General features: G+C 67.2%; 22 protein-coding genes. 11 read left to right on the forward strand and 11 right to left on the reverse strand.

The window, feature by feature from the left end:
* Positions 1-2 precede the first annotated feature (2 nt).
* On the reverse strand, positions 3-1,583 hold the full coding sequence (locus tag RAN53_RS06720) for a thymidine phosphorylase family protein (RefSeq protein ID WP_305796040.1): 1,581 nt from the start codon (positions 1,581-1,583) through the stop codon (positions 3-5).
* Between the two features lie 164 nt (positions 1,584-1,747).
* Here RAN53_RS06720 and RAN53_RS06725 point away from each other — a divergent pair, with 164 nt between their 5' ends.
* From RAN53_RS06725 to RAN53_RS06735, 3 genes are all read left to right on the forward strand, one after another.
* Positions 1,748-2,209, forward strand: coding sequence for a potassium channel family protein (locus tag RAN53_RS06725; RefSeq protein WP_305796041.1), 462 nt, complete (start codon positions 1,748-1,750; stop codon positions 2,207-2,209).
* Positions 2,210-2,279: 70 nt separating this feature from the next.
* Complete coding sequence (locus tag RAN53_RS06730; protein WP_305796042.1) at positions 2,280-3,212, forward strand: 2-dehydropantoate 2-reductase; 933 nt, start codon at positions 2,280-2,282, stop codon at positions 3,210-3,212.
* Between the two features lie 123 nt (positions 3,213-3,335).
* Entirely contained in the window at positions 3,336-3,821 is a 486-nt protein-coding gene (locus tag RAN53_RS06735) for a secondary thiamine-phosphate synthase enzyme YjbQ (protein WP_305796043.1), read from the forward strand.
* On the opposite strand, the gene RAN53_RS06740 is transcribed toward RAN53_RS06735, so the two are convergent.
* From RAN53_RS06740 to RAN53_RS06750, 3 genes are all read right to left on the reverse strand, one after another.
* Positions 3,770-4,141, reverse strand: coding sequence for a thiol-disulfide oxidoreductase DCC family protein (locus tag RAN53_RS06740; RefSeq protein WP_305796044.1), 372 nt, complete (start codon positions 4,139-4,141; stop codon positions 3,770-3,772). The genes RAN53_RS06735 and RAN53_RS06740 overlap by 52 nt on opposite strands.
* A 445-nt stretch (positions 4,142-4,586) precedes the next feature.
* A complete protein-coding gene (locus tag RAN53_RS06745; RefSeq protein WP_305796045.1) occupies positions 4,587-5,225 on the reverse strand; it encodes a hypothetical protein in 639 nt (212 codons plus the stop codon).
* Between the two features lie 36 nt (positions 5,226-5,261).
* Positions 5,262-6,113, reverse strand: a complete 852-nt coding sequence (locus tag RAN53_RS06750) for a hypothetical protein (protein WP_305796046.1) — start codon at positions 6,111-6,113, stop codon at positions 5,262-5,264.
* 542 nt (positions 6,114-6,655) lie between these two features.
* Here RAN53_RS06750 and RAN53_RS06755 point away from each other — a divergent pair.
* Complete coding sequence (locus RAN53_RS06755; protein ID WP_305796047.1) at positions 6,656-7,342, forward strand: type 1 glutamine amidotransferase domain-containing protein; 687 nt, start codon at positions 6,656-6,658, stop codon at positions 7,340-7,342.
* A 95-nt stretch (positions 7,343-7,437) separates the two neighbouring features.
* Here the strand turns inward: RAN53_RS06755 and RAN53_RS06760 are convergent, their stop codons facing one another.
* Positions 7,438-7,920, reverse strand: a complete 483-nt coding sequence (locus RAN53_RS06760) for a YbhB/YbcL family Raf kinase inhibitor-like protein (protein ID WP_305796048.1) — start codon at positions 7,918-7,920, stop codon at positions 7,438-7,440.
* A 68-nt stretch (positions 7,921-7,988) separates the two neighbouring features.
* Between RAN53_RS06760 and RAN53_RS06765 the strand changes: the two genes are divergently transcribed.
* Positions 7,989-8,453: a flavodoxin family protein gene (locus RAN53_RS06765; RefSeq protein WP_305796049.1), complete on the forward strand. Its 465-nt coding sequence runs from the start codon at positions 7,989-7,991 to the stop codon at positions 8,451-8,453.
* A gap of 241 nt (positions 8,454-8,694) precedes the next feature.
* Positions 8,695-9,711, forward strand: coding sequence for a TAXI family TRAP transporter solute-binding subunit (locus tag RAN53_RS06770; RefSeq protein ID WP_305796050.1), 1,017 nt, complete (start codon positions 8,695-8,697; stop codon positions 9,709-9,711).
* Positions 9,712-9,781: 70 nt separating this feature from the next.
* Here RAN53_RS06770 and fadA read toward each other — a convergent pair whose 3' ends face one another.
* Positions 9,782-10,960, reverse strand: a complete 1,179-nt coding sequence (gene fadA, locus RAN53_RS06775; protein ID WP_305796051.1) for an acetyl-CoA C-acyltransferase FadA — start codon at positions 10,958-10,960, stop codon at positions 9,782-9,784.
* Between the two features lie 30 nt (positions 10,961-10,990).
* Positions 10,991-13,192, reverse strand: coding sequence for a fatty acid oxidation complex subunit alpha FadB (gene fadB / locus RAN53_RS06780; RefSeq protein WP_305796052.1), 2,202 nt, complete (start codon positions 13,190-13,192; stop codon positions 10,991-10,993).
* 179 nt (positions 13,193-13,371) lie between these two features.
* Here fadB and RAN53_RS06785 point away from each other — a divergent pair, with 179 nt between their 5' ends.
* Both RAN53_RS06785 and slyA read left to right on the forward strand, forming a co-directional pair.
* Positions 13,372-14,649, forward strand: coding sequence for a DUF5924 family protein (locus RAN53_RS06785; protein ID WP_305796053.1), 1,278 nt, complete (start codon positions 13,372-13,374; stop codon positions 14,647-14,649).
* 74 nt (positions 14,650-14,723) lie between these two features.
* Positions 14,724-15,173, forward strand: coding sequence for a transcriptional regulator SlyA (gene slyA / locus RAN53_RS06790; protein WP_305796054.1), 450 nt, complete (start codon positions 14,724-14,726; stop codon positions 15,171-15,173).
* Here the strand turns inward: slyA and RAN53_RS06795 are convergent.
* Positions 15,170-15,700 (reverse strand): preprotein translocase subunit YajC, encoded by a 531-nt coding sequence (locus RAN53_RS06795; RefSeq protein WP_305796055.1) that lies wholly within the window; start codon positions 15,698-15,700, stop codon positions 15,170-15,172. The genes slyA and RAN53_RS06795 overlap by 4 nt on opposite strands.
* 120 nt (positions 15,701-15,820) lie before the next feature.
* Here RAN53_RS06795 and RAN53_RS06800 point away from each other — a divergent pair, with 120 nt between their 5' ends.
* Positions 15,821-16,276: a universal stress protein gene (locus tag RAN53_RS06800; RefSeq protein WP_305796056.1), complete on the forward strand. Its 456-nt coding sequence runs from the start codon at positions 15,821-15,823 to the stop codon at positions 16,274-16,276.
* Positions 16,277-16,329: 53 nt separating this feature from the next.
* Here RAN53_RS06800 and RAN53_RS06805 read toward each other — a convergent pair whose 3' ends face one another.
* Complete coding sequence (locus RAN53_RS06805; protein WP_305796057.1) at positions 16,330-18,309, reverse strand: ATP-binding cassette domain-containing protein; 1,980 nt, start codon at positions 18,307-18,309, stop codon at positions 16,330-16,332.
* 124 nt (positions 18,310-18,433) lie between these two features.
* Between RAN53_RS06805 and RAN53_RS06810 the strand changes: the two genes are divergently transcribed.
* Both RAN53_RS06810 and RAN53_RS06815 read left to right on the forward strand, forming a co-directional pair.
* Positions 18,434-19,357: a TatD family hydrolase gene (locus RAN53_RS06810; protein WP_305796058.1), complete on the forward strand. Its 924-nt coding sequence runs from the start codon at positions 18,434-18,436 to the stop codon at positions 19,355-19,357.
* On the forward strand, positions 19,338-19,895 hold the full coding sequence (locus tag RAN53_RS06815; RefSeq protein ID WP_305796059.1) for a hypothetical protein: 558 nt from the start codon (positions 19,338-19,340) through the stop codon (positions 19,893-19,895). Before RAN53_RS06810 ends, RAN53_RS06815 begins: the two co-directional genes overlap by 20 nt.
* 9 nt (positions 19,896-19,904) lie before the next feature.
* On the opposite strand, the gene RAN53_RS06820 is transcribed toward RAN53_RS06815, so the two are convergent.
* Positions 19,905-22,088, reverse strand: a complete 2,184-nt coding sequence (locus RAN53_RS06820; protein ID WP_305796061.1) for a dehydrogenase E1 component subunit alpha/beta — start codon at positions 22,086-22,088, stop codon at positions 19,905-19,907.
* Between the two features lie 89 nt (positions 22,089-22,177).
* A complete protein-coding gene (locus RAN53_RS06825; RefSeq protein ID WP_305796062.1) occupies positions 22,178-22,735 on the reverse strand; it encodes an elongation factor P hydroxylase in 558 nt (185 codons plus the stop codon).
* Between the last annotated feature and the right edge of the window lie 60 nt (positions 22,736-22,795).

Consider the following 22,795-nt stretch of genomic DNA (forward strand, 5'->3'; position numbering starts at 1 on the left):
GATCACATCTCCACGTTCAGGTGCGTCAGCTCGTCGCGCTCGCCCAGGGTCACGGCGCTGTCGCGCTCGCTGGCCTGGTGGGCCAGCGACAGCTCGTTGCGGAAGGCGGCATAGACGGTATAGAGCGTCTGGCCGGCTCCCACCGTGTCACCCAGCCGCACCGCCATGTCGACCCCCGCCCCGACCGCCTTGGGCGCCCCGGCCAGCCTGGCGATGCGCGCCAGCTTGAGGTTGTCGATGCCCACCACCACGCCATCCCGGGGGGCCACCACCGCGAAGCGGTGCGGCGCCAGGGGTGGGTCCTCCGGGTCGAAGGGCTTCGCCCCCTGGGCCTCGATGATCGAGCGCATCTTGTCCAGGGCGCGCCCGGAATCGAGGATATCCCGGGCGATACCGAAGCCGTCACCGCCGCGCACGTCGGGGTCGAACTCGAGTATCCGCCCGGCCAGCCGCAACGCCTTCTGGCGCAGGTCCATGGGGGCGTCAGGATGGTTGGTCAGCACCTGCATCACGTCGCGGGCCTCGAGCATGGGGCCGATGCCGCGACCGATGGGCTGGCTGCCGTCGGTGATCACCACGTCCAGGGTCAGCCCCATGCGCCCGGCCACGAATTCGAACAGCTTGCGCAGCTGGCGGGCCTCGGGCATGGAGCGCACCTTGGCATGGGGGCCCACGGGGATATCCAGCAGCAGGTGGGTGGAGCCGGCGGCGACCTTCTTGGAGAGGATCGAGGCCACCATCTGCCCCGGCGAGTCGATGGAGAGCGGGCGTTCCACCGAGATCAGCACGTCGTCGGCCGGCGAAAGCTTGCTGGTGCCGCCCCAGGCGAGGCAGCCGCGATGGGTACGTACGATGTCGCCCAGGGCTTCGAATGGCAGGTCGACATTGGCCAGCACTTCCATGGTATCGGCGGTCCCCGAGGGCGAGGTGATGGCCCGCGACGAGGTCTTGGGACACAGCAGCCCGTGGGCGGCGACGATGGGTACCACCAGCATCGAGGTGCGGTTGCCGGGGATGCCGCCGATGCAGTGCTTGTCGACCACCGGATGCTCGTGCCAGTCGAGACGCCGCCCCACCCGGCACATGGCGTCGCTGAGGTAGAAGATCTCCTCGCGATCCAGCTCGCCCAGGTCGCAGGCCACCACGAAGGCGGTCAGCTCGATCTTCGAGTAGCGCAGCTCGGCGATGTCCTGGATGATCGCCCGGTAGTCGTCTCGAGTAAGGCGCTCGCCGCGGATCTTGCGATGCAGGGCGGGAATCGAGGCCGGCGGCTCCGCCTGGGAGACGCTCACCGGCCGGCCCTCGGCAAGCCCCAGCGAGGCGAAGGCATCCTCGGAGAGCCCGAGCTGTTGGCAGTCGACGATGCCGGGGTCGTCGACCACGTTGAGGCTGGCCAGGATGCGCTGGCCATTGGCGCGCACCTCCACCTTGGAGAGCGCCTGGAACCCCTCGGCACGGTAGAGGTGGCACTCGCGATGCAGGTAGGCCACGTTCTCGCGATAGGTATCGATGCCGACGCGCTTGAGTACCAGCGGCGAGAGGGTATCGTCCAGCGGTGCCACCGCGGGGGAGCTCTTCTTCATGGCGACGTCCAGGGAGGCAGGGCGGCCGGGGGCGACCAGCACGGGTGGGTTGGATGCCTTCATCCTATCAGTCGAGCCGACGGAGCGTCATGGCATCGCGTCGGGGTTAACGCGGACCAGCGGATCACGCTAGGCTAAGGTCTCCCGACCCTGGAGCTAGCCGAGTGCTCGATGCCCACCTGGATCCTGGCCACTTCTGGGCCGTGGCCACCACCCTGATCGCCGTGATTCTCTGCGTCCTGCTGCATTACGAGGTCTCGATGCGGCTGTGGCGAGGGCTCGAACGGGCCCACGGCACCCTGCGCCGCCGCTTCCTGATGCTCAGCTTCGTGCTGTTCGTCACCCATGTCGCGGAGATCTGGATCTTCGGCATGGGCATGGCCCTGCTCGGCGAGCATCCCCTGGCGGGTCAGCTGGTGGGCCTCGAGACCGTCAACCTGCTCGACTACATCTACTTCTCGGCCATCACCTACACCACCCTTGGCTACGGCGACCTCTTCCCCAGCGGGCCGATCCGCTTCATCACCGGCAGCGAGGCGCTGCTGGGGTTCATGCTGATCACCTGGTCGGCCTCGCTCACTTTCCTCGAGATGCAGCGCCACTGGTCGGCCCGCCGCGAACGCTGAGCCGGGCCCGTGCCGTCGCCGCCGCGGCGGTGTAGGCTCTGCCTGATCATGTCCGGACAAGGAGAGAGGGATGCGTTTCGCGATCATGGGCAGCGGCGGTGTGGGCGGCTACTTCGGCGCGCGCCTGGCCGAGGCCGGCCACGAGGTCACCTTCATCGCCCGCGGCGAGCACCTGGCGGTCATGCGCCGCGACGGGCTCGAGGTATCGAGCATCGAGGGGGACCTGCACCTGGCCAGGGTGAACGCCACCGACGACCCGGCTCAGGTGGGCGCGGTGGACGCCATCCTGGTGGCGGTCAAGGCGTGGCAGGTCCTGGAGGCCGCCGAGGCGATCCGTCCCCTGGTGGGGCCGGAGACCCTGGTGGTGCCGCTGGAGAACGGCGTCGAGGCCGCCGACATCCTCGCCGAGGCACTCGGCGAGGCGCACGTGCTGGAGGGGCTGTGCGGGATCCTGGCCTGGAAGGCCGCGCCGGGACACATCAAGCATGCCGGGGTCGCCCCCTTCGTGCGCTTCGGTGAGCGGGACAACCATCCGAGCGAGCGCGGTGCGCGCCTCAAGGCCGCCTTCGACGCCGCCCATGGCGTCACTGCCGAGATCCCAGATGATATCCAGGCCGCGGTGTGGGGCAAGTTCCTGTTCATCTGCGCCATGAGCGGCATCGGCGCCATCACCCGCGCCCCCATCGGCGTCACCCGCCGCCTGCCCGAGACCCGCGAGATGATCGAGGGGGTCCTGGCCGAGATCGCGGCGGTGGCCCGGGCGCGAGGCGTCGCGCTTGCCGCGGACGCCGAGGCCCGCGCGCTGCGCTTCATCGACGCCCTGCCCGAGGCCAGCACCGCCTCCATGCAGCGCGACATCATGGGCGGCCACCCCTCGGAGCTCGAATCCCAGAACGGCGCCGTGGTGCGCCTGGGCCGCGAGGCCGGCGTCGCTACCCCGATCAACGCCATGATCCACGCCGCCCTGCTGCCCCAGGAGCGCAAGGCGCGGGGGGAAGGGTGACGCGCGGCGGGCCCGTCCCCTCGCCTCGGGTCCGCCTCGAGCGGCCCGGGCAACGCGACGCCGACACCCCGCTGATCCGCGAGCGGATGGCGGGCGATCGCTGACGACGAGGAGCACGACACCATGTGGCACCAGCAGGAGATCCGCCTCCCCGCCCTGTCGCGGGGCTTCCACCTGATCACCGAGCGCGTCGTCGAGGGTGTGCCGGCACTGGCCCGCTGCCGGGTAGGCCTCCTGCACCTGCAGCTCATGCACACCTCGGCCTCGCTGACCCTCAACGAGAACGCCGACCCCGACGTGCGCCACGACCTGGATGCCTTCCTGCGCCGGCTGGTACCCGGCGACCTCCCCTACTTCCGCCACACCTTGGAGGGACCCGACGACATGCCGGCCCATGTCATCGCCAGCCTGCTGGGCACCCAGCTGACCCTGGCGGTACGCGACGGCCGCCTGGCGATGGGCACCTGGCAGGGCCTCTGGCTCGGCGAGCACCGTGATCATGGCGGGCCACGGCGGCTGGTCGCCACCCTACAACGGCGAAGGGTAAGGCAACCGACTCAGGGCAGGCGTCCCTGCCGCGCCAGGCGCCGCCTGACCCAGGCATCGTAGAGCCGGCGCAGCAGCGGCTTCAGCCCCGGCAGGCCGATCAGCGAAGCCAGCGGCTTGAGGCGCGGCACCCGGCGCATCAGCAGGATATAGGCGTCGATGCCCTCCACGATGCACCCGCCCTCCTCTTCCACATGCAGCGAGAGCAGCGCCGCCTGAGGGTCCACGCCCTTCTCGCGCAGCATCGCCTGATGCTCGGTCACATCGCACCACGCCACCCGGTCGCCGGCCTCACCCGCCCAGCGCTCGTAGCGGACGCGATCCTTGCGGCAGCCGGGGCAGATGCCGTCGTAGTAGACCTTGAGCGGTGGCAGTTCGGACATCGGCATTCTCCTGGCTCACCTGTATCAAGGGCCCCCCCCCGTTCGGCCATGGGGTTAACCGAACGCGGGCAAGCCTCGGTGTGATATGCCACCCGTAGGCGGGATCGTCGAACATCGTAACGCAGCGTGGGTCACCGGCGGGAACGTCGGCGCATGTCGGGCCGGTATCGGCCATCAGATCGAACACCAGCTCGATTTCTGCCGGCCCCTCGGCATCGGAAAAGATCCTGGCAAACAGCACCTGGAGCTCCTCCGCCTGGCGCTTCGCACTCCGACAGCGGTATGAAACCTTCCTCTCTGGGTAGGCTGTAGACAGGTCAACCTATGGGAAAATCCCCCCGACGCAGCAGGCAGCATTGGCTGCTTCCGGCCAGAAGCGGACTTTTCGTATATTCTGATGTAACGATGAAGCTCAGCAGCGGCGGTCGCGCACGGAGCTATGATTTCACGAGGAACCAGTATCACGGCCGCCGTCTGCTGTAGCGTTTGGTTCGGCCGGAACCTCGCCCTTTGCAAGCTTGTCCGCGATCCGTCCGATGTCTAGGATCAGATCGCGAAGTTCGTCGAAGGTCAGATTTGTCCCATCGGTATATAACCCGTCGTTCTTGATCCAGACCGCGTGGAGTTGCTCCGCTGGTAGCGCCTCAGGATTTGAATGCCTGCACTTGTTGTAGATCTGGTTGAGCCGCTCATACGGACTCCCATCGCCTTGGGTGAATAATTGGATTCCAAGGGCCTTCCGGACCAAGTCGAGCGACTGGTACAACATCCCGACGGAGGACTCGAAACGCCGAAGACAGCGGAAGTAGAGGGAGATGCTGCGGGTGCCACCTACGATATCCGTGAGAAGTTCACACGCCTCCTCGTAATCCACTACGGCCCCTTCCGCCCGCCTGATCAAGGCGAATGCCAACGCGGCCTTTTCCTTCGATAAAGGGATGCGGAAGTTCCAGTTGAGGACGAAAGAATTCAGCCACGACGCGCAGTCCGAGAGTTCTGGAGCCACCGGTACCGCTCGGCACTCGGTCAACTGGGGCAGGTCTTGGGCTACGAAGTTGTCCAGGGCGAACATCGACAGCGGCATGCCCACTACCCTCCCCCTTCTGCGGCCGAACAGGTATTATGTTTTTCCATGACCATAAGGCAATGCTGGTTTTGCAGGAACCTCCGAAGTAATTTCATCAGCATCGCAGTCACTCGTAAGCATGTTGACATTCACTTCAACATCAGGCTGAACAGTTTGGAGCTTGCCATCATCTGGCGACAAAGCGTCAAAGATTTCGTGCCCTATCTGTAGCTGCCCTACAAAAACTGTCGTTACAATGGCCAAGTTGCCCATGACTTGCCAGAATCGCTTTCCGAGGTCTGTTTCGCGTGTTCGAATCCAAACCTGCGGGTTTCTTGCAACCGCACCAGTAAGCCTTTCTACTTCTGCCTCTAGCGGTCTGCCCCCTCGAATCTTGTACTCCTCTACTGCATTCTTCACCAAAACTAGGTGCTCGAAAATGAAGTCTCGTAAATCTGGGGGTAGTTCATCTTCTTTAAGGTCTCCGATTAGATCGTTGATATCATTCAGCATGTTTTTCAATGAAGCTGGATCAACGACCCTTTCTGGACGATTTCGCCCCAAAACATCACCGCACACTTCAAGCCCGAATATCGTTTCTGCATTGAACCTTTCAATGAACTGTTTCCACTGAACTTGGAGGTTCAAGATCCCAAATGATGTCTCGACACTCGGAAGCCACTTCAAGTGAAGCTGATGGTTGATGTTGTCGACCTGCTCGATTTCAGCCTTGATAGCACCGGGCAGGGCCATGACATGGCCAACGCGTGAAAGAAGGAGGCTTTTGTCATCCTTCGGTACATCCAAGATAGCAGCCCAGGCGTCAAAAGCTTGCTGGTCCTTTTTCTGCTTCTGGCCGTCCTGTATGAGTTTGAGCAGGCGACTCGCTGGATTATTGGCACTCATATCGTTTCACTTTTTCAAAAAAACATAACTATTAAAAACCGATGAAAGAGCATTCCGCATTTTCCCCATGTCCGCTTAGGGTCGAAAACGGCTATCCAATTGCGCTGCAAGTAGCGCTCCCACGAAAGCCGCTGCAGCGAGAAGGGCTGGCTGTATTTGCCGATCACGGTGGTTGGCTGCGGCATTCCATCTGCCCTTTTGCATGGCCGGACATGGGTTCCATCGTAGATGTAATTTCCTAATATTTCTCGGATAACTGTGTATTTTCTTCGCAAATGTAAGCGATAACTTACATTCTGTAGGCTATTTCCACTGTCCTCCGTCGTCATTGACGACAAGGGGTGGCCACGTTCGCCGTTGATGCCATTGTCGGCACCGCGGCCTCACAAGGGCGCGGGGCCGAGGGCGGGGTAGGTAGCATCGCTGCCCGATGGAGACACTGCATACCGGCGATAGCCTATGCCCGATTCCCTATCGGCGGTCGATTGCGCCACACTGTCGCTCTACGACTTCCAAGAGAACGCCACGCAAAGGAGAGAGATATGAGTCAGCGCATCCTGATGGTCCTTACCTCCCACGACCGCCTGGGCGATACCGGCGAGCCTACCGGCTTCTGGCTGGAGGAGCTGGCGGCGCCCTACTATGCCTGCCGCGACGCCGGTGCCGAGGTGGTGCTGGCCTCGCCCGCCGGTGGCCAGCCGCCGCTGGACCCCAAGAGCGACGCCGAGGAGAGCCAGACCGAGGCCACCCGCCGCTTCAAGCAGGACCCGCAGGCCCAGCAGCAGCTGGCCACCACCCGTCGCCTCGACGAGGTGAGCGCCGACGACTTCGATGCCATCTTCTATCCCGGCGGCCACGGGCCGCTGTGGGACCTGGTGGACAATCCCGATTCCATCCGCCTGATCGAGACCTTCTGGGCCCAGCAGAAGCCCGTGGCGGCGGTGTGTCACGCCCCGATCGTGCTGCTCAAGGCGCGCGATGCCGACGGCCAGCCGCTGGTTCGCGGCCGCCGGGTCACCGGCTTCACCAACGGCGAGGAGGATGCCGTGGGCCTGACCGAGGTGGTGCCCCAGCTGGTGGAGGACGCCCTCAAGGCCGCCGGCGGGGACTACTCCAAGGCCGACGACTTCGCCCCCTACACCTGCCGCGACGGGCGCCTGATCACCGGCCAGAACCCGCCCTCCTCGGAGCCGGTCGCCAGGGTGCTGCTGGAGGCGCTGGCCGAGTGATCGCCTGAGCGCCCTTCAGTGCCCCACCCAAGGCCCGACACGACGACGCCCCGGCTTCCTTCGATGCCGGGGCGTCGTCGTCTGGGGCGGCTGGCTCAGCCGCGGCGGTAGGTGCCCACCAGGCGGTTCATGCCCAGCAGGTGCGGCTCGATCTTGACCAGCAGGTCACGCAGCGAGAGCCCTTCGGGGAGGTCGTCGGTAGGCTTGTCCATCGCCAGCACCCAGAAGTAGTAGCGGTGGGTGCCGTGCCCCTCCGGGGGCATGGGGCCGCCATAGCCCAGCTTGCCGAAGTCGTTCTTGCCGCGAATTCCGACTCGGGTCGCTTCCTCCAGGCTGCCGGTGGACGCCGGAATGTTGTAGAGCACCCAGTGCACGAAGCCGTAGGTGCCGTTCTGCACCAGCGGGGCGTCCGGGTCGTGGCAGATCAGCGCGAAGCCCTTGGTGCCCTTCGGGGCATCCTGCCAGACCAGTGCCGGCGAGAGATCATCGCCCTCACCCGTATGCTTGGCAGGAATGGCACCCCCGTCCTCGAAGGCGGGGCTGGAGAGTCGCAGGGTCGACGACAGGGCGAATGCCATGGATGATCCTCCTGATGAAAGCCTGAAAGTGTCGATGTAGCCTGGGAAACAACCGAGGAGCTGTCAATATGGCCAAGCGTCTGCTGATCGTCGCCCATGCCCCCTCCCCCAATACCGAAAGGCTGCGCGGAGCAGCCGAGGGCGGGGCGCGCCATCCCGATATCGAGGGCGTCGAGGTCAGCGTCAAGGCGCCGCTGGAGGCCGGCCCCGAGGATGTGCTGGCCTGCGATGCCATCCTGCTCGGCACCACCGAGAACCTGGGCTACATGAGCGGCGCCCTGAAGGACTTCTTCGACCGCAGCTACTACCCGGTGCTGGAGGAGAAGCAGGGGCTGCCCTGCGCGCTCTATATCCGCGCCGGCCACGACGGCACCGGCACCCGCCGGGCAGTGGAGGGGATCGTCACCGGCCTGCGCTGGAAGTGGGTGCAGGAACCGCTGACCCTGCGCGGCGAGTGGCAGGAGGCATTCACCGACCAGGTGGAGGAACTGGGCATGGCCATGGCCGCGGGGCTCGAGGCCGGGATACTATAAGCTTATGCGATTAAATTTCGTTTAAAGCAGATCTGGCGTGCAGGGCACCTGCTATACCTCAAGGAGCCCTTCGAAACGCAGGGAGACCGGGGCTGTCTCGACACCACCTTGGCCGACAACAACAGCCACATCACAACCCAGTCTGTCGACCAGATGCGATGCGGAGTCGCCCCCTTCGGCTTCTGCTTGGTCCTGCTGGTTCGGGGATGCCTCTGGCCGACTCACTAATGCGAGGTGAGTCATGATAACCACTGCTCGAGGGCTGGCCATCGGCATGGCCAGCCTGATCTTCAGCCTTCCCCTCACGACCCATGCCGAGTCACCACTGACCATCGCCACCGCCAGCCCCGCCGGGGTCTATCACGTGGTGGGCCGCGCCCTGTGCCGAGCCATCGACACGCCGTGCCGGGCCCAGCCCAGCGATGGCTCCAGCGCCAACCTGCGCGCCCTGCGACGCGGGGAGCTGCTCTTTGCCCTCGCCCAGTCGGACCTTCATCAGTATGCAACCCAGGGAATCGAGGGGTTTCGCCAGGCCGGGCCGGATGCGTCACTGCGTTCGGTATTCTCGCTGCACAGCGAGCCCTTCACCCTCGTGGTTCGCCGAGACGCCGGCATCGAGAGCTTCGAGGACCTCGAGCAGCGCTCGGTCAATATCGGCAACCCGGGCTCCGGCCAGCGGGGCACCATGATCCGGCTGATGGATGCACGCGGCTGGAGCCGCAGCGACTTCCGTCAGGTTCACGACCTGCCGGCCGACCAGCAGTCCATGGAACTGTGCCATGGCAATATCGACGCCATGGTGTATACGGTGGGACACCCCAATGATTCCGTCGCCCAGGCCATTCGACTCTGCAATGCCGAACTCATCGATGTCAGCGGCGACACCGTCGACCTGCTGGTGAATGCCTACCCCTATTTCACCTTTGCCACGATTCCCGCCGGGCTCTATGGACCCGACCAGCCGGAAATTCATACTTTCGGCGTCAAGGCGACGCTGGTCACCCGCGCCGACACCGACCCCGAGCTGGTCTATCGGGTCGTGTCAGATGTATTCGAAAGGTTTACCCGCTTCAAGGCCAGCCATCCGGCCCTGGCGACGCTGACTCCCCAGATGATGATAGAGGAAGGCCTCAGCGCGCCATTGCATGAGGGCGCGCTGCGTTACTATCGCGAGAGGGGTTGGATCCAGGAGAGCCTGCAGGTATCCGCACGCCACGAAATGCGGCGCAACGCGGCACTCGCCGGCATGCTGGAGTGACAAGCACAACGCAAATGGTAATGGCGGCGCCCCTGAAGGCGCCGCCATTGGTTGTGCGTCCGGCCGCCCCTTACCTCAGGCGTTCGAACACCGTGGCCACGCCCTGCCCCATGCCGATGCACATGGTGGCCAGGCCCAGGGTGGTGTCGCGCTCGCGCATCACGTTGAGCAGGGTGGTGCAGATACGCGAGCCGGAACAGCCCAGGGGATGCCCCAAGGCAATGGCGCCGCCATGCAGGTTGACCTTCTCGTCCATCACATCGCGCAGGCCGAGGTCCTTGAGCACGGGTAGCGCCTGGGCGGCGAAGGCCTCGTTGAGCTCCACGGTGTCGAGGTCGTCGGCAGTGAGGCCGGCGGCCTTGAGCGCCTTCTTCGAGGCCGGCACCGGGCCATAGCCCATGATCGAGGCGTCGCAGCCGGCCACGCCGGTGGAGAGCACCCGGGCGATGGGCGCAAGGCCCAGCGCCTGGGCGCGCTCGTAGCTCATCACCGCCATGGCCGAGGCCCCCACCGAGAGCGCCGAGGAGGTGCCCGCGGTCACGGTGCCACCTCGCGGGTCGAAGGCCGGCTTGAGCTCGGCCATCTTCTCCAGGCTGGCATCGGCACGGATCACTTCATCGCGCTTGATCATGGCACGGAAGCCATTGGCATCGTGCCCCTCCACGCCGATGATCTCGTTGTCGAAGCCGCCCTTCTCCATGGCCGCCTGGGCGCGCTGGTGGGAACGCACGCCGAAGGCGTCCTGCTCCTCCCGGGAGACGCCATGCATCTTGCCCAGCAGTTCGGCGGTCAGGCCCATCATCATCGCGGCCTTGGCGACATGCTTGCTGGCCGCCGGATTGACGTCGACACCGTGGGCCATGGGCACGTGTTCCATATGCTCCACGCCACCGATCACGTAGAAGTCCCCCATGCCGGCGCCGATGTTGGCTGCGGCGATGTGCAGCGCGCTCATCGAGGAACCACACAGGCGGTTCACCGTCTGGGCCGGCACGCTGCGCGGAATGCCGGTCAGGATCGCCGCGTTGCGGGCGATGTTCATGGACTGCTCCAGGGTCTGGTTGACGCAGCCCCAGATCACGTCGTCCACTTCTGCCGGATCGAGACCGGAGTTGCGCTCGAACAGCGACTGCATGACGGCGGCGGAGAGATTCTCGGCGCGCACGTGTCGGAAGGCCCCATTCTTGGCCTTGGCCATGGCGGTACGCACGCAGTCGACCACCACGATATCTCTCGGATTCAGACTCATTTCTTGCGACTCCTGTTGTCGTGGCGGGGATCAGGCCTGGGCCGGGGCCTGGTTCTGGGTGTCGTAGAAGCGCTCGCCGGAGGCGGCCATCTCGCGCAGCTTGTCGGTGGGCGCATAGAGGGCACCCAGCTCTTCGGCCAGGCCGTCGGCCAGCGCGACGAAGGCCGCCACGCCCATGGCATCGATGTAGCGCAGCGCGCCACCGCGGAACGGCGGGAAGCCGATGCCATAGATCAGCGCCATATCGGCCTCGGCGGGGCTTGCGACGATGCCATCCTCCAGGCAGCGCACGGCCTCCAGGCACAGCGGCACCATCATGCGGGCGATGATGTCGTCGTCGCTGAACTCGCGGCTCTCCCTGGCCACCCCCTGTACCAGCGCGATGGCGGCCTCGTCGCGCACCTTCTTCGGCTTGCCGCGGCGATCCTCCTCGTAGGCGTAGAAGCCCTTGGCATTCTTCTGGCCCAGGCGGTCGTTCTCGAACATCACCTGGATGGCGCTCTTGCCCTGGCCATCGCCCCGCTCACCGGCCATGCCGGCCATGCGCTCCGGGAAGCCCTCGGCCATCACCTCGCCGGCGTGCACCGCGGTATCCAGCCCCACCACGTCGAGCAGGTAGGCGGGACCCATGGGCCAGCCGAATTTTTCCATCACCTTGTCGATCTGCTGGAAGTCGGCGCCCTGCTCCACCAACTGGCTGAAGCCGCCGAAGTAGGGGAAGAGCACGCGGTTGACCAGGAATCCCGGGCAGTCGTTGACCACGATGGGCGTCTTGCCCATGGCCCGGGCGTAGGCCACGGTGGCCGCCACGGCGGCGTCGCCGGTCTGCTCGCCGCGGATCACCTCCACCAGCGGCATGCGGTGCACCGGGTTGAAGAAGTGCATGCCGCAGAAGTTCTCGGGGCGCTTGAGGTTCTCGGCCAGGCGGGTGATGGAGATGGTCGAGGTGTTGGAGGCCAGGATGGTCTCCTCGCCCACCTCGGCCTCCACCTCGGCCAGCACCGCCGCCTTGACCTTCGGGTTCTCGACCACCGCCTCGACCACCAGGTCGACGTTACCGAAGTCGCCGTAGGAGAGGGTCGGACGAATGTTGGTGAGCCGCTCGGCCATCTTCTCGGTGGAAAGCTTGCCACGCTCCACCTGCTTGGCGAACAGCTTGCGCGCCTCCTTGAGGCCCAGCTCGATGGCATCGTCCTTGATGTCCTTCATCAGGATCGGCGTGCCCTTGGAGGCGCTCTGGTAGGCGATGCCACCGCCCATGATGCCGGCCCCAAGCACCGCGGCCTGCTTCACCGGGCGCGCCTGCTTCTCGTAGCGCCCACCCTTCTTCTTGACCACCTGGTCGTTCATGAACAGGCCGACCAGGTTGAAGGCCACGTCGGTCATTGCCAGCTTGGCGAAGGCCTTGGCCTCGATGGCCTGGGCCCGGGCGCGCTCCTCGCCGGCGCCCTTCTGGATCACCTTGATCGCCTCCACCGGCGCCGGGTAGTGCGGGCCCGCCTTGCCCTTGACGTAGCCCTTGGCCGTCTCGAAGGCCATCATCTGCTCGATGGGACCGAGCTTGAGCGGCTGGCGCTTCTCCTCGCGGCGGGCGCGGTAATCCAGTTCGCCGGCGATGGCGCGGGCCAGGATGTCGCGGGCCGCCGCCTCAAGCGCCTCGGCCGGCACCACGGCATCCACGGCGCCCATCTTGAGAGCGACATCCGCCCGGTTCTGGGTGCCGCCGGCAATCCACTCGATGGCGTTGTCGGCGCCGATCAGGCGCGGCAGGCGAACGCAGCCGCCCCAACCGGGCAGGATGCCCAGCTGGGTCTCGGGCAGACCGATCTGGGCGGCATCGCTCATCACCCGGAAGTCGGTGGTCAGCAGCACCTCGCAGCCGCCGCCCAGGGCCAGGCCGTTGATGGCGGTGACGGTGGGGAACGGCAGGTCCTCGATGGCGTTGAAGATCCCGTGGACGCGCATCAGCATCGCTTCCAGGAAGTCGCCTCCCTTGCCGAACATGGCCTGGAACTCGGTGATGTCGGCGCCGACGATGAAGGCCTCCTTGGCGCTGGTCAGCAGCAGGCCCGCCAGGCCGCGCTCGCCGTGGAGCGCCTTGACCGCTTCATCCAGTTCGGTAACCACCGCGCTGGAGAGCTTGTTGACCGACTCGTCCTGCAGATCGAAGGTGAGCGTGGCGATATCGTCATCGCCGCGCACCACCGTGATGGCATTGCCCTGATAGATCATTCCGCGAATCTCCCGATTTCATACGGCCGTTTGAATGCCCACAGCTTGGTTCAGCCTGGCGCCCGCGTCAAGTCTCTTCGCCAGCGACTCGATACTCCCGGCGGGCGGCGACTCCATGTCCCGAGTGCTAGGCTGCTAGGATGCCAGCTGACCGAGACGTCAGCCCAGCCGAGACGCGAATGCCCCTCCCGAACGAGACGCCGCCCGCCAGCCGTGCCACCCGCCTGCAGGCCCACGCCGAGGCACTGATTCGACGCCTGCGCCCCTGGAGCTGGCTCTGGCCGCCCATCGCCTTCGCCGCCGGCCTGGGCAGCTTCTTCCTGGTGGAGCGCCAGCGCTGGCTGGGTGCCATGCTGGCGCTGGGGATGCTCGCTGCCTGGCTGCTGCTGCTCTCCGAAAGCCTGATCGGTCGACTGCTGGCGCGCCGTGGCTATCCCACCCTGCCCCATGGCGCGACCCAGTTCATCGCCCAGATGATCCACCAGGAGACGCTGTTCTTCTGCCTGCCCTTCCTGCTGGCCACCACGGTGTGGAGCAGCGGCCAGGCGCTGTTCACCCTGTTGATCATCGGCATGGCACTCTTCTCCATCGTCGACCCGCTCTACTATCGGGTCGCCGATCGGCTGCGCTGGCTCTACTTCGCCTTCCACGCCCAGTGCGTCTTCCTGGTGGTGCTGGTCACCCTGCCCACGCTGCTCCACCTGACCACCTACCAGAGCCTGCTGCTGGCCATCGCCGCCATGCTGCTGTTCAGCCTGCCGAGCCTGCTCCACCTGACCGCCAATCAGCGCGGACGGCGCTGGCTGATGGTGCTCACCCTGCTGCTGCCGCTGGCCGGTGCCGCCTGGCTGGGACGCATCTGGGTGCCGCCGGCCAGCCTGTGGATCGCCGCCACGGCGCTCTCGCCGAGCTTCGACGAGGCCGCACGGGCGCCCAGCGGCGAGCTGCGCCTCACCCCCGAGGCGCTGAGCCGTCAGGGGCTGTTCGCCTACACGGCCATCCACGCCCCGCGTGGCCTGCGTGAGGAGATCCATCACGTGTGGCGCCAGGATGGCCAGGAGGTCGACCGCATCCCGCTGGTGATCGAGGGGGGCCGCGAGGCGGGCTACCGCGCCTGGAGCCACAAGCAAAATTTTCCCGAGTCGCCCGCGGGGCGCTGGCGCATCGACGTGATGACCGAAGGCGGCCAGCGCATCGGCGTGATCCGCTTCCGTGTGGCCGAGGATGAGTCGGCCACCCTGGCCGATGGTCGTCCACGCCGGCCGGCGGGCCTGCCGGGGCTGGCATGGCAACCCCCGGTTCCCGGCGAGAGCGAGGGCGAGCAGGACGTCTCGCAGGCGGCCACCACCGAGCAGCCCCCGGCCACCGTCGAGGGTGGGAATGAAAGCGGCGATGAAAGCGGCACCGATGAAGACACCGATGCAGCGGCGTCGGGAACTGCACGGGAAAGCGAATGATAAGCCAGCTTGCAATACACGCAGGGGATTCCGACAATTCAGGTATATTTCCTGAACCGAAGGGCCATTGCCCCATGCAAGAAAACATCGGGTTCCAGCTCAGCCGACTGCCCCGCTTGTGGCGCGCGGTCATCGACGAACGCCTCGCCCCCCTGGGGCTGACCCAGACCCGCTGGGTCACGCTCTACCACCTGTGGCGACTGGGGGACGGCCAGCCCCAGTGCGACCTGGCCCGGGCGATCGGGGTCGAGGCCCCTTCGCTGGTGCGTACCCTCGACCAGCTCTCGGAACAGGGCCTGGTGGAACGCCGCCCCTGTGACCAGGACCGCCGCACCAAGCGTGTCTATCTCACCGCCGCGGCCACCCCGCTGCTCGAGCGCATCGACGACGTGGTGCGACAGGCGCGCAACGAGATGCTTGCCGGCCTCGAGGAGACCGAGGTGGCCACCCTCACCGAACTGCTGTCCCGCATCGAGGACAATGGCCTGGCATTGCAGGCGCGTGACGATGCAGCGGAACGCTAGATAGCGGGCGGCACCGGTGGCCCGGATGCCTGGGGATCATCGGGTCGCCCCGCCAGGCCATCACGCAGCGCCTGGAAATCCTCCAGGTAGGTCGAGAAGCGTTCAAAGCCCTGGGATTCATGCCACCACAGGGTCACTGCCCGGGTATCGGATTCCACCACCAGGGCATCCTGGGGAAGGCGCTCCAGCAGCCGCTTGAGCCTTGCCTCCAACGCGTCGGGCAGGGGGCGCAGCGGCTCCTGGCGCCAACGCCAGTCGTGGGCGAAGGGCCTGAGCGCCTCGGCCGCATGCGAGCCGCGGACCAGCATGAAGTCCGGCCCCGGCCGCTGCGGCGGATAGGGCCAGCGATATGCCGGCATCGGCACCTTGTCGCCATGCAGCGGCGGCACCTGCAGCGTTACCTTGAGCCCGGCCTGCATGGCGGCGTTGCGCAGCGCCGCCACGCGCTTCTGGCGCGGGCTGGGCTTGAGCCACATCACCGGCGAGATCACCAGCAGCATGGCCAGCACGATGAACAGCCAGATCATCGGCGTCTCTCCCTTCCTGTTGATGCGAAATGGTTGATATAGATCGTTGTCTTGCCGGGCCAGCAGGCCTAGAGTGAAGGCATGTCGTTAACCGAGCCACAAACGTCGAGGAGCCTTCCCATGAGCAACGAGTATCGTCACGTCCTGGTCGCCGTCGACCTGACCAAGGATTCCCACCGGGTGCTGGAACGCGCCCACCAGATCGCCGATCGCAACCAAGCCAAGCTCTCCATCATGCACACCCTGGAGCCGCTGGGCTTCGCCTATGGCGGCGATATCCCCATGGACCTGACCAGCATCCAGGACCAGCTCGACGAGCATGCCAAGCACCGTCTCGCCGAGATCGCCGACCCCCGCGTGGCCAAGGAGGATCAGCACGTAGTGGTGGGCATGCCCGACACCGAGATCCACCGCTTCGCCGAGGAGCACGACGTCGACCTGATCGTGGTCGGCTCCCACGGCCGTCACGGCTTCGCCCTGCTGCTGGGCTCCACCTCCACCGGCGTGCTGCACGGCGCCCAGTGCGACGTGCTGGCGGTGCGCGTGGGCCAGAAGGGCGAGAAGAGCGAGGAGTAACCGCCCGCTGCCGCCGTCACTCACTCCACAAGGCGCCCTCCGGGGCGCCTTTCTCATGCGTCGCCGGAGGCCTGGGCCTCCAGCTCCATCCAGCGCTCCATGGCGGCATCGAGCTCGGCCTGCCGGGCGGCGAGCGCCTCCAGGGTGGCGGTCACCTCGTCGGCCTCCTGCTGATAGAAGCCCGGGTCACCGACACGGGCCTCGAACCCGGCGATCTCCCCTTCCAGCCGCTCGATCTCCGCCGGCAGGCCGTCGAGTTCGCGCTGCAGCTTGTAGGAAAGCTTGACGGGCTTCTTCGCGACACTCCGCGTGCCCGCCGATGCCGCGCCCGCCTTCGCCGCCTCTCTCGTTCCATCACCGGCTGCAGCCGGCGTGTGCCGCGAATCCGCCGGCTCCTCGGCCACCGGTTCGGCGTGCTGGCGAGCCGCCCCGTCCCAGGGGGCCGGCGGCAGGCTGCCGCCCTGACGCACCCAGTCGCTGTAGCCGCCCACATATTCGCGCACCCGCCCCTCGCCCTCGAAAGCCAGCACGCTGGTGACCACGTTGTCCATGAAGGCCCGGTCATGGGAGACCAGCAGCAGGGTGCCGTCGAAGTCGAGCAGCAGCTCCTCGAGCAGCTCCAGGGTCTCCACATCGAGGTCGTTGGTGGGCTCGTCGAGCACCAGCACGTTGGCCGGCTGGGTGAACAGCTTGGCCAGCAGCAGGCGGTTGGACTCGCCGCCGGAGAGCGCCTTGACCGGCTGCCGCACCCGCTCCGGGGTAAACAGGAAGTCCTGCAGGTAGCTCATCACGTGGCGGTCGCGGCCGCCCACGCTGATGCGATCGCTGCCCTGGGCGACGTTGTCGTAGACCGTCTTCTCGGGTTCCAGCCCGGCGCGCAGCTGGTCGAAATAGGCCACCTGCAGCTTGGTCCCGAACTGCACCTTGCCCTCGCTCGGCGCGAGCTCCCCGAGCAGGATCTTGAGCAGCGTGGTCTTGCCGGCGCCGTTGCGGCCGATGAAGCCGATGCGGTCGCCACGCTGCACCTCCAGGGAGAGGTCGCGAATCACCGCCTCGCCGCCGAAGCGCTGGGTGACGTGCTCGAGGCTGACCACCCGCTTGCCGCTGCGCCCACCGCTGTCGACGACGATCGAGGCCTTGCCCTGACGTTCACGGCGCTCGCTGCGCTCTCGACGCAACTGCTCCAGCGCCCTGACCCGGCCTTCGTTGCGGGTGCGCCGGGCCTTGATCCCCTGGCGAATCCAGGCCTCTTCCTGGGCGAGCTTCTTGTCGAACTCGGCATGCTCGCGGGCCTCGACCTCCAGCTCGTGGCTCTTCTGCTCCTGGTAGGCGGCGTAATCCCCCGGGTAGCGCCCCAGGCGCCCGCGGTCGAGCTCGAGGATCGCCGTGGCGAGCTTCGACAGGAAGGCCCGGTCGTGGGTGATGAAGAGCACGGCCCCCTGAAAGTCCAGCAGCTGTTCCTCCAGCCAGGCGATGGTGTCCAGATCCAGGTGGTTGGTGGGCTCGTCGAGCAGCAGCAGGTCCGGCTCGGCGACCAGCGCCCGGGCCAGCGCCACGCGCCGGCGCCAGCCGCCGGAGAGCGCCGCCATCTCCGCCTCGGCGGGCAGGCCGAGGCGTGTCAGCACCACATCGATGCGCTGGTGGAAGGACCAGCCGTCGATGGCCTCGAGTCGCGTCTGCAGCTCGGCCATGCGCCGCATGTCGGGCTCGTCCTCATGGATCAGGTGGTGGTACTCGGAGAGCAGCTCGCCGGCCTCGGGCAGTCCACCCGCCACCATGTCGAAGATGGTCTGGCCGGAAGCCTCGGGAAGCTCCTGGGCCAGCACGCCGATCTTGAGCCCGGGGGCACGCCAGATATTGCCGCCGTCGGGCAGGATCTCGCCGGCCACCAGGCGCAGCAGCGTCGACTTGCCGGTGCCGTTGCGCCCCACCAGGGCCAGGCGCTCGCCCTTCTGCAGCACCAGATCGGCGCCGTCGAGAAGCACATGGGTACCATAGGCCAGTTGCAGCTGTTCCAGACGTAGCAGGGTCACGCGCGAACCTCTCTTGATCGTGAAGGCCGCCAGTGTAACGCAAGCGCGCGCGGACGTGGCCGTAGCATCCGCGCGACGGGTAGAATAGCGCCCCTTGCCGACCTCACCGCACAGGAGCCAAGGCGTGGCCGACACCTTCGACGACTTCCTACCCGAGGCGCTGCGCCTCACCTCGCCCAGCCCGCTGGTCGATATCGGCGCCAACCTGACCCACGACAGCTTCGCCCGAGACCTCCCGGCGGTGCTGAGGCGCGCCCGGGCGGCCAACGTGACCACGCTGATCCTCACCGGTACCGACCGCGAGCACGCCGAGCAGGCGGTGACCATGGCCCGTCGGCACGCCGGCGAGGGCCTGGCGCTGCACGCCACCGCCGGGGTCCACCCCCACGACGCCAGCCGCTGGGACGCCGGGCTTGCCAACGCCATGCGCGAGCTGCAGCGCCAGCCCGAGGTGGTGGCGGTGGGCGAGTGCGGCCTCGACTTCAACCGCAACTTCTCCACCCCCGCCGAGCAGGAGCGCGCCTTCGAGGCCCAGCTGGACCTGGCCGTGGAGAGCGGCAAGCCGCTGTTCCTCCACGAGCGCGATGCCGGACGACGCATGCGCGAGATGCTGAGTGCCTTCCGCGACGAGATCGGCGATGCCGTGGTGCACTGCTTCACCGCCGACCGCGACACCCTGTTCGGCTATCTCGACCTGGACCTGCATATCGGCCTGACCGGCTGGCTGTGCGATGAGCGCCGCGGCCACCACCTGCGCGAGCTGGTCGCCCAGATTCCCGCGACGCGACTGATGGTGGAGACCGATTGCCCCTACCTGCTGCCGCGCAACTTACCTGCCAAACTCAAGGGCAGGCGCCACGAGCCGGCCCTGCTGCCGTGGATTGTGCGCGAGATCGCCCACTGGCGCGGAGACACCGAGGCCGAGCTGGCGGCGGCCACCACCGCCACGGCCCGACGCTTCTTCCGGCTGCCGGCCGACGCCCCCGCGAAACGCGCCGCGGCGACACGACACCATGAGGACACCCGACATGTCACCCAAAGGCGATGACACTTCGATCCCCGGCTTTATCGCCGTGGAGACCGGCGATGAGGGCGGCCTGCCGCTGGCGATCGCCTGGACGCTGCCCGACGGCCGCGTCAAGCACACCCTGATCCAGCCCGATGATGAGTGGCTGGAGGCCGAAATGGTCTCGCTGGGCGGCTACAGCCTCGAGGAGCTCGGCAGCATGGGCGTGAGCCCGCTGGACGTGATCCGCGAACTGGAGAACGATCACTTCAACCAGACCCTCTACACCGCGGGCGTCGGCGACGACGAAGCGGCCATCTCGCGCCTCTTCGACACCTACGGCCTCGACCCCTTCGTGGAACTGGCCCCGGCCGAGAGCCTGTATGGCGACCTCGCGCCCGGCGACTGGCCGCGCGCCCGCGGCGAGCTGTTCGGCGAACTGGGGCTCGAGCCGCTGCGCCCGGAGCACGAGGTGGAGGTCATGCTGCACCTGCACCAGCGTCTCGCCCCCGACGCCGAGGCCCGCGAAGCCATTCCCTTCGATGGCCGGCTGATGGATGGCGACGACGTCGACGACTAAGCGGGGCACTCAGGAAGCGCCGCCACCCGGCCGTGCCAGCAGGGCGCTCGCCGCCTCGACGATGCCCTCCACCGAGGGCAGGGTAAGCGTGGCGGCGCGCCCCAGGGGGATGAAGCTGTCCTCGGCGGTGAGCCGCGCCAGCCGCCTGCCATCCAGGCCACGCTCCACCAGCCCGGTCACCAGCTCTTCGCTCGGCGAGCCGGAGCGACGGCACTCGTCGACGATCAGCACGCGATCGCACTCGGCCACGGCGGCATGCACCGCGTCGTGGTCGATGGCGGTGAGCCAGCGCAGGTCGAGGATGCGCAGCGCGATTCCCTCGGCCTCCAGCCGAATCGCGGCCTGGCGGGAGAGATAGACGCCGTTGCCGTAGGTGACGATGGCCAGCTCCCGCCCGTCTCCCCACTGGCCCAGCTCCCCCACCGCCAGGCGATGCTCGGCCCCCGGATCGGCGAAGCACCAGGCGCCGTCGCCCTCCTCCCGCAGGTCGCGGGTGTGGTAGAGGGCGATGGGCTCGATCACCACCACCACCCGCTGCTCCTCATCGGCCAGGCGAACCGCCTCCTGCAGCAACCCTACCGCATCGGCCCCGTTGGATGGGCAGGCCACCAGCAGGCCGGGAATGTCGCGCAGCACGGCGATGGCGTTGTCGTTGTGGAAGTGGCCGCCGAAGCCCTTCTGGTACCCAAGCCCGGCGATACGCACCACCATGGGATTGGTGTACTGGCCACTGGAGAAGAAGCTCAGCGTGGCCGCCTCGCCACGCAGCTGGTCCTCGGCGTTGTGCAGATAGGCCAGGAACTGGATCTCGAGGATCGGCACCAGGCCGTTCTGGGCCATGCCGATGCCGAGCCCCAGGATGCTCTGCTCATCGAGCAGGGTATCGATCACCCGGTGCGCCCCGAAGCGCGCCTGCAGCTTCTGGGTGACGCCGTAGACGCCGCCCTTGCGGCCGATGTCCTCCCCCGCCATCACCAGGTGCGGGTAGCGACTCATCAGCCGCGCCAGGGCGCGATTGAGCCGCCGCGCCAGGGTATCCGTGGTGAGATCGGCCGTGCCCGGCCAGGGCCCGATGCGCGGCGGGCGAGGCGGCGGCACGATACTCGCCATCACCTGCTCCGCGCTCTCCAGGCGCGGTCGGCGGATCGCCTCCTCGGCGCGTCGCGCCACCCGCTCGCGCAACTCGTGGTAGCGCTCGGCGATGGTGTCGCGGCTCAGGATCCCGTGGCGGCGCAGCAGGCCGGCGCTGATCAGCAACGGGTCGCGGGCCTCGTCGGCCTGGATGCGTGCGGGGGAGAGATACGCCTGCTGGGCATCGGAGCCGGCATGACCATAGAGACGGACACAGCGCATATGCAGGAACACCGGCCGCCGACGGGTGCGCGCGACATGCACCGCCTGGCGTGCCGCACGCCAGGTGTCGAGCAGGTCGAGGCCGTCGCAGGCCAGGTAGTCAACGCCGGGGCGTGACGCCATGCTCGCCGCGATCCACCCCTCGGGGGTGGGGGTCGAGATGCCGATGCCATTGTCCTCGCAGAGCCACACCAACGGCATCGGCAGGCCCTGGAAGGCGCTCCAGGCCGCGGCATTGAGCGCCCCCTGGGCGGTGGAGTGGTTGAAGGAGGCATCCCCGAAGCTGCACAGCACCACCCCGTCATGGGGCCACTCCCCCTCGCTCCCCAGGCGCTTCGCCAGGGCCAGGGAGTGGGCGGCGCCCATGGCCTTGGGCAGGTGGGAGGCGATGGTGCTGGTCTGGGGTGGCACATTGAGGGCCTTCGACCCGAGCACCTTGTGGCGACCACCGGAGATCGGGTCCTCGGCACACGCCGCGAAGCTCAGCAGCAGGTCGCGCAGCGGATCCTGTCCCGGCACCATGCGCGCTCGCTGGATGAAGAAGGCCGCGTCACGGTAGTGAAGAAAGGCGGGATCGGTGGGGCGTAGCGCCATGGCCACGGCGGCATTGCCCTCGTGGCCGGCGCTGCCGATGGTGTAGAAGGCCTCGCCGCGCGCCTGCAGGCGGCGCGCCTGAAGGTCCAGGTGGCGGCTCATCAGCTGTGATTCGAACAGCTCGACCAGGGCCTCGGGAGAGAGCCCTGCCTGGTCCAGGGTCAGGGCCTGCCCGGGGGTGGGCCAGTCGTCCCGGGCCAGGGCCTCGAGGAAGCCCTGCTCCTGGGGGTGCGGGTCGGGGTACACGGTGCCTCCAGCGGCCGGCGATTCAGCCTATACCCTAGCCCGTCCACGCTCTCGGCGAACAGCGCCCGCCGCTCACGCTTGCCAACGCTTCAGGCCGGCTCGACCAGCAGCCGGGTGCGGCCGGCCGCCAGCGCCTCGGCAAGCGGTGCCCCGTCGCGGTAGAAGGCAGCCAGGGCGGTGCGCAGCGCCTCGGCCCTGAGCGGCAGGCCCTCCCGCAGGTAGCGCCGGGCACGCGCCTCGACCTTGGCGTGGAAGGCATCGCGATCCACCTCGGCAGCGCCGTCGAGGTTGTCGACGCTGACATGGAAGCCCAGCCCACAAGCCCGGGAGAAGAGCAGCTCCAGCGCCTGGGGCGCCACCTCCACGGCCTCGAAGTCGCGCTGTTGCTCGGCGTCGCGCCCGTCGGGCAGGTACCAGTAGCCATAGTCCTCCAGCTGACGTCTCCGCGCACCGGCGATGCACCAGTGGCTGATCTCGTGCAGCGCGCTGGTGAAGAAGCCGCGGGCGAAGATCACCCGGTGCCAGGGGCTCTCGGCGTCGGCGGGCAGGTAGAGGGGCTCATCGCCTCCGCGCACCAGGCGAGTCCGGTGACTCTCCTGGAACAGGCCGTCGAACAGGGCGATGATGTCCTCGAGGCGGTGTGTCACGCGGCCTCCATGGTCATGGATGAGGCATCAGTATACCCGCCGCCGCACGGGTAAAGAACG

Origin of the sequence: Halomonas sp. SSL-5 (genome assembly GCF_030708455.1) — a bacterium.
In the GTDB taxonomy this organism is placed as follows: domain Bacteria; phylum Pseudomonadota; class Gammaproteobacteria; order Pseudomonadales; family Halomonadaceae; genus Halomonas.

What these genes read in the sequence shown, in the direction of transcription:
- RAN53_RS06720 (WP_305796040.1), bottom strand. Translation starts at nt 1,583, where the DNA reads ATGAAGAAGAGCTCCCCCGCGGTGGCACCGCTGGACGATACCCTCTCG.
- RAN53_RS06730 (WP_305796042.1), top strand. Translation starts at nt 2,280, where the DNA reads ATGCGTTTCGCGATCATGGGCAGCGGCGGTGTGGGCGGCTACTTCGGC.
- RAN53_RS06735 (WP_305796043.1), top strand. Translation starts at nt 3,336, where the DNA reads ATGTGGCACCAGCAGGAGATCCGCCTCCCCGCCCTGTCGCGGGGCTTC.
- RAN53_RS06740 (WP_305796044.1), bottom strand. Translation starts at nt 4,141, where the DNA reads ATGTCCGAACTGCCACCGCTCAAGGTCTACTACGACGGCATCTGCCCC.
- RAN53_RS06745 (WP_305796045.1), bottom strand. Translation starts at nt 5,225, where the DNA reads ATGCCGCTGTCGATGTTCGCCCTGGACAACTTCGTAGCCCAAGACCTG.
- RAN53_RS06750 (WP_305796046.1), bottom strand. Translation starts at nt 6,113, where the DNA reads ATGAGTGCCAATAATCCAGCGAGTCGCCTGCTCAAACTCATACAGGAC.
- RAN53_RS06755 (WP_305796047.1), top strand. Translation starts at nt 6,656, where the DNA reads ATGAGTCAGCGCATCCTGATGGTCCTTACCTCCCACGACCGCCTGGGC.
- RAN53_RS06760 (WP_305796048.1), bottom strand. Translation starts at nt 7,920, where the DNA reads ATGGCATTCGCCCTGTCGTCGACCCTGCGACTCTCCAGCCCCGCCTTC.
- RAN53_RS06765 (WP_305796049.1), top strand. Translation starts at nt 7,989, where the DNA reads ATGGCCAAGCGTCTGCTGATCGTCGCCCATGCCCCCTCCCCCAATACC.
- RAN53_RS06770 (WP_305796050.1), top strand. Translation starts at nt 8,695, where the DNA reads ATGATAACCACTGCTCGAGGGCTGGCCATCGGCATGGCCAGCCTGATC.
- fadA (WP_305796051.1), bottom strand. Translation starts at nt 10,960, where the DNA reads ATGAGTCTGAATCCGAGAGATATCGTGGTGGTCGACTGCGTGCGTACC.
- fadB (WP_305796052.1), bottom strand. Translation starts at nt 13,192, where the DNA reads ATGATCTATCAGGGCAATGCCATCACGGTGGTGCGCGGCGATGACGAT.
- RAN53_RS06785 (WP_305796053.1), top strand. Translation starts at nt 13,372, where the DNA reads ATGCCCCTCCCGAACGAGACGCCGCCCGCCAGCCGTGCCACCCGCCTG.
- slyA (WP_305796054.1), top strand. Translation starts at nt 14,724, where the DNA reads ATGCAAGAAAACATCGGGTTCCAGCTCAGCCGACTGCCCCGCTTGTGG.
- RAN53_RS06795 (WP_305796055.1), bottom strand. Translation starts at nt 15,700, where the DNA reads ATGATCTGGCTGTTCATCGTGCTGGCCATGCTGCTGGTGATCTCGCCG.
- RAN53_RS06800 (WP_305796056.1), top strand. Translation starts at nt 15,821, where the DNA reads ATGAGCAACGAGTATCGTCACGTCCTGGTCGCCGTCGACCTGACCAAG.
- RAN53_RS06815 (WP_305796059.1), top strand. Translation starts at nt 19,338, where the DNA reads ATGTCACCCAAAGGCGATGACACTTCGATCCCCGGCTTTATCGCCGTG.